The sequence below is a fragment of the Chryseobacterium sp. genome (genome assembly GCF_045629545.1).
Lineage (GTDB): Bacteria > Bacteroidota > Bacteroidia > Flavobacteriales > Weeksellaceae > Chryseobacterium.
Window position 1 is genome coordinate 39,186 of the sequence record NZ_JAZQRK010000018.1, and the last position, 8,316, is coordinate 47,501.

The following is an 8,316-nucleotide window of genomic DNA, read 5'->3' on the forward strand; positions in this document are numbered from 1 at the left end:
GAAGAATTGTATATTTGTGTGAAATTTATTTTATGACAAATTCTAGAGCAAGAGAAACTACCGAAGCAATTGAAAGATTATACATCTCTATGAGACATCTGTTTTACAGAGGATTTTTCAAGCCAGGCGGAGTTTCGGGAGAAAGCATCAGAAACTTGTTGAAAATCATTGACCCAGAAATCTACGGTACCATGAATGTACCAAGCAAATTGGAGCTAGACGGTTTAATGTATGTATTAGATAGACTTCCAGAAGGTATCGAAGAGTGTGCATTCATCCATCTTACCTCAGATGAAGGGTTTGATAAAGGAAGTTTCGAACCTATTGTTCCCAAAAAGAGAAGAAGAAACTGTTACAGGATAGATGAGCACCAGATGAATATAGAGGTTCTTCTAGGACGTTCTGAAATCTATGATATTCTTACTCACCTTACCTTCTTATTAATAGAAGCAGATAAAATTCGCAATTTAGCATTTATCCAAAATAGCGATTGGAAACCAACACGTGCCTTCAAGATTATTGAAGAAGTAGTGAAGGGCGAAAAGAAATTTAGCAGAAAAGAAAAAGAAGTTGCATTAATACATTTATCCTCTCTAATTGGAAGAACGTTTGATGAAACTCTTAATGCTTATAATACTTTCGGGGACGATGAAAACCCAGATCGTTTATTCAAAATTATCTACAATCTTGGTAGAATAAGCTTGGACGATGCCCAAGGAAAACGCGAAAGAGAAATCCACTTCAGTTCTATCCTTAGAGAAAGAGTAGGACACCATTATTTTGGTGAAAAATGGGCGAACAAAGTGAAAGAAGTTTTATTTGAAAATAATCTTCACATGCGTCCGTTACACATTATTTCGGCTAACATGCACTCTGTAAAGAATATGTTGTACGCTAATGATGCACTAAAGAAAAAACAAAGCAAAGATGTAGATTACAAACTATACGAGGAGATTTCTAATAAAAAAGACCTTCGTGATAAAGTGTTGAAATATGCTTTGGAAGAGGGATTAATCTATATTGATGATAAAAGTGGTAGTAATATAGATGTACAAATCATCGATCTAAGCAAAATTGATCTTAAAAACACACCTTTCAGTGGAGCAAAATTCACGGGAGATGATGTGGTATTGGTATTCGATTATGCATTTGGAGAACAAGCTTTCGAGGTGATGGACGAACTTCTAAGACCTTTTGAGCAAAATGGTGAAGTCTATATGATGAAGGTAAAATCTGTGTCTATTATGGGTAAAGCCGGAATTCTTACAGGCGGAAAAGGTGATATTATGATTCCTACTTCGCATATTTTTGAAGGTACTGCAGATAATTATCCATTCGAAAACGCTTTAAAACTTGAAGATTTCACAGATGATGAGTTAAAAGCTTTTGAAGGTTCTATGATTACGGTGTTGGGAACATCGCTACAAAACAGAGATATTCTATCTTACTTTATGAATACGTCTTGGAAAGCGATTGGACTAGAAATGGAAGGTGCGCACTACCAAAAAGCAATACAAGTTGCTTCTAAAATAAGACACCATATTTCTCCAGATTTATTCGTGATGTATGCGTATTATGCATCAGATAATCCTTTGGAAACGGGTTCTACGCTTTCATCAGGAGGCCTAGGACTTACAGGTGTGAAACCAACGTACTTGATTACTTTAAGAATTTTAGAAAAAATATTAAAGAGTTCGGTAGAGAAAAAATCTGCTGAATAATTATTTTTAATTAAATATAAAATCCCTCATCAACTTCAGTTTTGGGGGATTTTTTTTGTCCTATATACGAGCATTCTACTAAGGTTTTTCCTTGTTTGTAAAAATGATTACCTTTAAGAAAAATAAAAATTTAAATGAAGAAATCGGTTGCAATACTGTTTGCGTTTATATTTTCACAATTTCAAGCGCAACAAAATGCTTATTATCAGCAATCTGCAAAATACAAGATGGATATCGACGTAAATGCAGAAAAATTCACCTACCAAGGGAATCAAACGCTTACTTACACCAATAATTCTCCTGATGAACTAAATGTGGTGTATTTTCATCTGTATTGGAATGCTTTTAAGCCCAATTCTATGATGGATCAAAGGGTAGCAGGACAAGGAAAAAATGGAGATTCTCGTTTGCAAAAAGACGGTATTTCTCGTTTGGCAGCTATCCCGAAAGATCAGGAAGGCGCACAAAATATACATTGGATTAAACAAAATGGTAAAGACCTGAAATTTGAAATTCAGGAAACGGTGATGAAAGTTTATCTTTCTGAAGCCATAAAACCTAGCTCATCTACAACTTTCACCATGAATTGGGATGCTGTAATCCCTCAACAAATAAGACGTAGTGGTAGAAACAACAGAGAAGGTGTAGATATGACGATGACGCAGTGGTACCCAAAAATTGCGGAGTACGACTATGATGGTTGGGCTACATTCGACTATGTGGGTAGAGAGTTTCATGCACCTTTCGCTGATTTTGATGTAACTATTAAAATTAATAAAGATTATATAGTTGGAGCTGGTGGAACATTGATGAATCCTACAGAAGTGAAGGGCTATGACGGTAATGCAAAAGTGAAAGCCGACAAAAATAAAGCGACTTGGAGATGGACGGCTAGCAACATGCTAGATTTTGCGTGGAGTGCAGATAAAGATTATACGGTGGAAAGCTTTGATGTAGCTGATGGCCCTAAAGTATATTTGGTTTACATATCTAGCGAAAAAACAAAATTTTGGGGTGAAACAAAACCCTATCTTGCCAAGTTTTTTCAAACGATGAATGCTAAATTCGGGAAGTATGCTTACCCATCTTACGCTTTTATACAAGGTGGCGATGGTGGTATGGAATATGGGATGTGTACGATGATTTTGGGTGAAGCCAAAAGTTTGAAAGATCTTATGGGACTTATGGTACACGAAGGTGCACACTCTTGGTATCAGCAGATGATTGCTACCAACGAGCCTATTTATCCTTGGATGGACGAAGGTTTCACCAGTTATGCAGAAAACACGGTGATGAGCCAACTTTTTCCTGCTAAAGAGGCAGAACCTAATGCATTTGTGGGTAGTATAAATGCTTATAGAAATTTCGTTAAAAGAGGTATAGAAGAGCCTGCAGTTTGGCTTGGAGACCACCATGACAACGGAAGTGCTTATAGTTTTGCAACGTATGTAAAAGGAGAATTATACCTAGTACAATTAGGATATATTGTAGGGGAAGAAAATCTAGCCAAAATAATGCAAGAATATTTCAAGCAATGGAGTATGAAACATCCTACGGATAGAGATTTTCTACATATCGCTCAGCAAGTTTCTGGGATGGATCTGAAGTGGTTTCACCATTACTGGATCAATACCACAAAAACGATTGACTATGGTATCAAAGATGTAAAATATGACGCGAAATCTACTACTATTACTTTGGTAAACAACAGCCAAGTACCAATGCCTATAGATTTTGGAGTAATGACGAATGATAATAAAATGGTTACTTACCAAATTCCTCTTAATATGACGCGTACTTGGAAGTCTAAAGATGCCTACGGACCTTTTACCACATTGCCTTACTGGCCTTGGACACAAAAGGAATATACTTTTACAATTCCTTATACAAAAGCTCAGTTGAAGGTTTTAGGAATAGATTTTTCTTACCGTTTGGCTGATGTAAACCTTGAAGATAATTTTGTTGAGGTAAAATAATTTTAATTTCCTGAAAAAATAACAATCCCCGAAGATCTATTTCTTGGGGGATTTTTTATGTTAATAATTTAAGTTTAAACGAGAATCATCTTTAAGTTTAATTCAAATAAAAATATTCAGAAAAAAGCTTAGTTTTATACACACATAAATTATGAAAATGAAATTACTAGTAGGCATTCTAATGCTATTATCATTGGTATCATACGATGAAATTTTAGAACAATAGAGAGAAAGAAAGCAAATAGAAAACTACGTCACGCCGTACAAAGGAAAATATATAGGAACTATAAATGGCGATATGTCGGGTAATCTAACGGTAGATATTTCCAAAAGTCGTACTTTGGAAGTAAAAAGGGAAATTGGTGGACAGCAAGTTACTACCTATCAATTTTTACAAAGTGGAGCAAGTGGAGTGATTAGCAGTCCAACGTCAAATACAGAATTTACGCTTATCGGAAATTTCGAAACCAAATCTGGCACTTGGAAAATGGGAGCCAATCAGGGAAGTTGGACGGTGAAAAAAGTGGAGTAATTTAATCAAATATCAATATTCTTTGGAATATGCTTTCTTTTCGGTAAGAAATTCCGCATAATAAATTGCTGAATCTTGCTTTGCGCCATAGTACACCTTTGCACTTTTTTGAGAGAACAAAAGCGTTATATGACTTAGTAATAATAAGGTTATACTATTTTTCATAAGAACATCTTTTGGTGTACTTTTTAGGTAAAAGTATAGATAATTTTTGTAAATACAGAAAGCTATTCTTCACGAAAAGTATTATTTTTACACCCGAAAAGCAATTAAATGAATTCTATCGTAATCAATATAGGAAATAGTAATATTAGATTTGGTCTTTTTGATGATGACAATTGTGATATTTCTTGGGTAATTAATACCAAACCATACAGAACCACTGATGAGCTGTATGCACAAATGCTGATGCTCTACCAAAGTTATAAGATAGAACCTCTTGATATTAAAAAAATTATTATAGGATCTGTAGTACCTCAGTTGACGAAAGTGGTAAGCGCAGCCATCAAGAAAATTCATAATATTGCTCCTATCATTGTAGATAGAACTACTATTTCTGATGTTGTAGCGCAATCCAAACAAATGGGTACAGACATCTATGCCAACCTGGTAGCGGCACACCAAATGTATCCTAATAGAAAGAAAATTGTGCTAGATTTCGGGACGGCTCTTACCGCAAGCTGTGTAGACGAACAAGGTGAAACACTTGGCGTTATCATTGCTCCTGGTATTGTAACTTCACTTAATTCTCTAATTGCTCAAACAGCACAACTTCCCGAAATAGAACTGAAAAAGCCGAAAACTGTATTGGGGCTAGATACGGTATCTTGTATGCAAAGTGGTATGGTCTACGGATTTTTGGGTATGGTAGAAGGTTTTATAGATCGCATCAACGAGGAAGTACAAGATGATTGTTTTGTAATTGCCACTGGTGGTGTTTCTCATGTCTACAAACCTCTTACCGACAAAATACACATCGCAGATCGACTTCATACCCTAAAGGGATTATACTTTTTGGGAATGAGCATGAATGAATAAGGGTTGTAGAGTTAAAGTGTTTTAGGGTTGTAGAGTTATAGAGTTTTTTGGGTTATAGAGTTGGAGAGTACTAGTGTTTAAAATTATTATTTTCAAATAACCGACAACTAAGAACTATCAACCAATAACTAAAATCCCAGCTTATCTTTTAGATTTAAAAAAAGCTTTTACAATAGAAGAACATTCTTCTTCCATTATTCCAGTTACAACTTCTGTTTTTGGGTGTAGCGTTAGGTTTTTATTGATAAATCCTCGCTGTGGATCTCTAGCGCCTATTACTACTTTTGAAATCTGAGACCACGCCAATCCTCCAGAACACATCACGCAAGGTTCCATGGTTACATACAAAGTACAATTGATGAGGTATTTTCCGCCCAAAGTATTGGCTGCAGCAGTTATGGCTTGCATTTCTGCATGGGCAGTTACGTCATTTAAGGTTTCAGTAAGGTTGTGTGCTCTTGCAATGACACGATTATTGCAAACCACAATACATCCAATAGGAACTTCATCTTTTTCCAATGCAGCTTCCGCTTCTTGGAGCGCCATTTTCATATAATATTCATCAGTAAACATATTTTATTCGAAATTTAAAGTAAGGGGAAGCGTGAATCTGTACCTCACAAGGGTCCCTTTGATGGTAGCTGGAGAAAATTGTTTGGAAATGCTGTATAATGCAATCTCAGCTTGTCTATTGAAGGTGAAATTATCTCCTTCTGCATTTACATTACTTATTTTCCCATCACATTCTACCACAAATACTACTTTAGAAGTTACTTTTTTCGCTTCAGAATATACGGCTTCACCATAAAACAAATCAGCTATTTCTTGTTTTAGTACATTGGTGCCTCCAGGGTATGCTGCTGAAACTTCTTCGTTGGATCTGTTTTCTGTTATTGTAGCAATAGGTGAATTTGGAGTTTTGGGCTGTATTTTGGATAAATCTTCTAGGTTTTTTACTTTTACCAAAGCGCCAATCAGGGCTACATTTTCAATGCTATCCATTTTTTTCATAAAAAGTAAAAAATCTTGTTGGATAGCTAGTTGAGCTGATGCCTTTTTTTCTGCGTGATATTTCTTTTTAAATTCTGTGCCTAACATATTTCTATGCTGGTTGTAGTAATTTTTTACCTGTACAAATTCTTCTGTCTGCTGTGATAAACAAAATAGAGAGGAACAACAAAAAATAAATACGAAGAATGCTTTCAATAGGATGATATTTGTGTAAATGTAGCTTAAAAAAAGAAACATTTCTCAATATTTTTATTTCTGAGTATAGTTATTTATAGAGATTTGTAATTGTTCCAATATATCGTTTACCAAAGTTTGAGGTTCTATGACAGTAACTTCTTTTCCAAAAGATAATATTTCTTGCATAAAATCATACGTAGGATGTAGAAAAAATTCAAAAAATTGTTCCGTTTCTGTCTCCTCCGTTTGTTTTTGTGATTGGTGTAGTGGGAAACTTTTTATATATTCTCCTTGATGTTTGGTGCATTTTATAACAATTTTTTTTGGATTTTGCTCACTTAAATTCATCACCCCAAATGCGTTTTTGAAATGCTCTTTAAAGTTATATTTGTACTTTTCTTTAAATTTTGTATTGCTAACCTGCAACTCATTCACTCGGTCTAGTCCGAAAGATTTTTGTATTTTATCTTTGGTGTCAATCCCGATGAGGTACCATCGTCCTTTAGATTCTTTTAGGGCGAGAGGATGTACTTTGCGGGAAGTCATCATTTTATATTTAAAATTATAATGTTGGAAGGTGACGATTCTTTTATTCCGAATGGCAAAAAAGAGATCATAGAAATGTTCTACACCGGTAGGTTTTCTAGTTTCAAAAAAAATAAAATCAGAAAAATCAGGATGAAGATTCAGCGCATTACTTACTTGGAAGGATTCTAGCAATTTTTGGTTATACTCATCTACTTCCATCATCGGTCTAGTTTCGATATAATATCTATTGTCGCCTTTTTTTTTATTATGAATAGAAAGATTGAAAAGATTGGATATTTCTCTGATGTCTCTTTGCAAAGTGCGTATAGAATAACTTTTGATATTAGCATCCTGAAATTCAAAAGAATTCAAAAGATAATTTTCAATTTGTAGATACGTAGAGGGTGAGTTTTCTAATTTTTTAATGATTAAAGCATATCTCGTTAAGTAAAAATCTTTTTTCATATATCCTATATTTCTAAAGACAAATATAATGTGTTATTCTAATGAGTGATAAATATCTATGCTTTAATACGGATATTTATATCCACATAAAAAATTGTACCTAAAAAAAATTTTGATAAAGCCAAATAAAATCTCAATTCAAATTTACCAAAAAAATTAACAATCAAAAAGCCTACTGAAATGAAAACAATATTTAGAATGACATTATAAACAAATAATCGCCACAATTACATTTCCCTTTAACTTATCTTTATCCACCCAATCACCAATTACTATCTTACGACATGCATCAACCAATTTCATAGCTACTTCCGGCTTTCACTACTCGCTTTTTTGTGTCCACGGCAAATCCTCGCCACAAAAAGAGCTCAAATCTACCGAAGTGATTGGACGAAGTCAAACACGCCGTTCAATCCGGGCTAATCAACTCCTCATCACATCAATTCTGGCAAACACCCAAACCTTATCGTTTTCAAAAACCTTTGAGGTTTGAAAATAATACAAACACAATATCAAATAAAAAAACTACCAATCCCCACTCACAGTCAGACAGACAGACACGAAATCGAAGATTTCCCAATCTAATATGTTCTTCTTCGAACATAGAATCACACCTCTCAAATGACTAATGTGTCTAAAACTTCTCATTCCAAATAAGCCTTTTGTTCCCTTTGAGGTTTAAAGACATTCTAACAATAAAAACTTCAAAATCCGAATTTAAACTTTTGTATCCATTTTTACTTTCTGATTTACAGTAAATTAAAATAAAATAGAGAATTAAGTAGGAATAAGTTTGGTAGGTTGGTATAAAATATCTACTTTTGCACCACTGAAAACGAGAGTAGACAGTAGCGCAGAAGCTTATATA

Annotated in this window: 8 protein-coding genes; 4 read left to right on the forward strand and 4 right to left on the reverse strand. The window is 34.4% G+C overall.

What is annotated here, in order from left to right:
* The first annotated feature begins 32 nt into the window (after positions 1 to 32).
* The 3 genes from ACKI42_RS04375 to ACKI42_RS04385 all read left to right on the forward strand — a co-directional run bounded on the left by ACKI42_RS04375 (position 33) and on the right by ACKI42_RS04385 (position 4,229).
* Positions 33 to 1,721 (forward strand): DUF6909 family protein, encoded by a 1,689-nt coding sequence (locus tag ACKI42_RS04375; RefSeq protein ID WP_407402837.1) that lies wholly within the window; start codon positions 33 to 35, stop codon positions 1,719 to 1,721.
* A 134-nt stretch (positions 1,722 to 1,855) separates the two neighbouring features.
* Entirely contained in the window at positions 1,856 to 3,697 is a 1,842-nt protein-coding gene (locus tag ACKI42_RS04380) for a M1 family metallopeptidase (protein ID WP_407402839.1), read from the forward strand.
* A 298-nt stretch (positions 3,698 to 3,995) separates the two neighbouring features.
* Positions 3,996 to 4,229, forward strand: coding sequence for a hypothetical protein (locus ACKI42_RS04385; protein ID WP_407402841.1), 234 nt, complete (start codon positions 3,996 to 3,998; stop codon positions 4,227 to 4,229).
* Positions 4,230 to 4,241: 12 nt separating this feature from the next.
* On the opposite strand, the gene ACKI42_RS04390 is transcribed toward ACKI42_RS04385, so the two are convergent.
* Entirely contained in the window at positions 4,242 to 4,394 is a 153-nt protein-coding gene (locus ACKI42_RS04390) for a hypothetical protein (protein ID WP_407402843.1), read from the reverse strand.
* Positions 4,395 to 4,502: 108 nt separating this feature from the next.
* On the opposite strand from ACKI42_RS04390, the gene ACKI42_RS04395 reads away from it, so the two are divergent.
* Entirely contained in the window at positions 4,503 to 5,267 is a 765-nt protein-coding gene (locus ACKI42_RS04395) for a type III pantothenate kinase (RefSeq protein ID WP_407402845.1), read from the forward strand.
* A gap of 141 nt (positions 5,268 to 5,408) precedes the next feature.
* On the opposite strand, the gene ACKI42_RS04400 is transcribed toward ACKI42_RS04395, so the two are convergent.
* Genes ACKI42_RS04400 through ACKI42_RS04410 form a run of 3 tightly spaced genes read right to left on the reverse strand, consistent with a single transcriptional unit; the run spans position 5,409 to position 7,448 of the window.
* The gene (locus tag ACKI42_RS04400) at positions 5,409 to 5,840 is read right to left on the reverse strand and encodes a nucleoside deaminase (protein ID WP_407402847.1); all 432 of its coding nucleotides are present in this window, start codon (positions 5,838 to 5,840) and stop codon (positions 5,409 to 5,411) included.
* Positions 5,841 to 5,843: 3 nt separating this feature from the next.
* The gene (locus ACKI42_RS04405; RefSeq protein ID WP_407402849.1) at positions 5,844 to 6,515 is read right to left on the reverse strand and encodes a hypothetical protein; all 672 of its coding nucleotides are present in this window, start codon (positions 6,513 to 6,515) and stop codon (positions 5,844 to 5,846) included.
* A gap of 12 nt (positions 6,516 to 6,527) precedes the next feature.
* Positions 6,528 to 7,448 carry a helix-turn-helix transcriptional regulator gene (locus tag ACKI42_RS04410; RefSeq protein ID WP_407402851.1) on the reverse strand — a complete coding sequence of 307 codons (921 nt, stop codon included), beginning with the start codon at positions 7,446 to 7,448 and terminating at the stop codon, positions 6,528 to 6,530.
* Between the last annotated feature and the right edge of the window lie 868 nt (positions 7,449 to 8,316).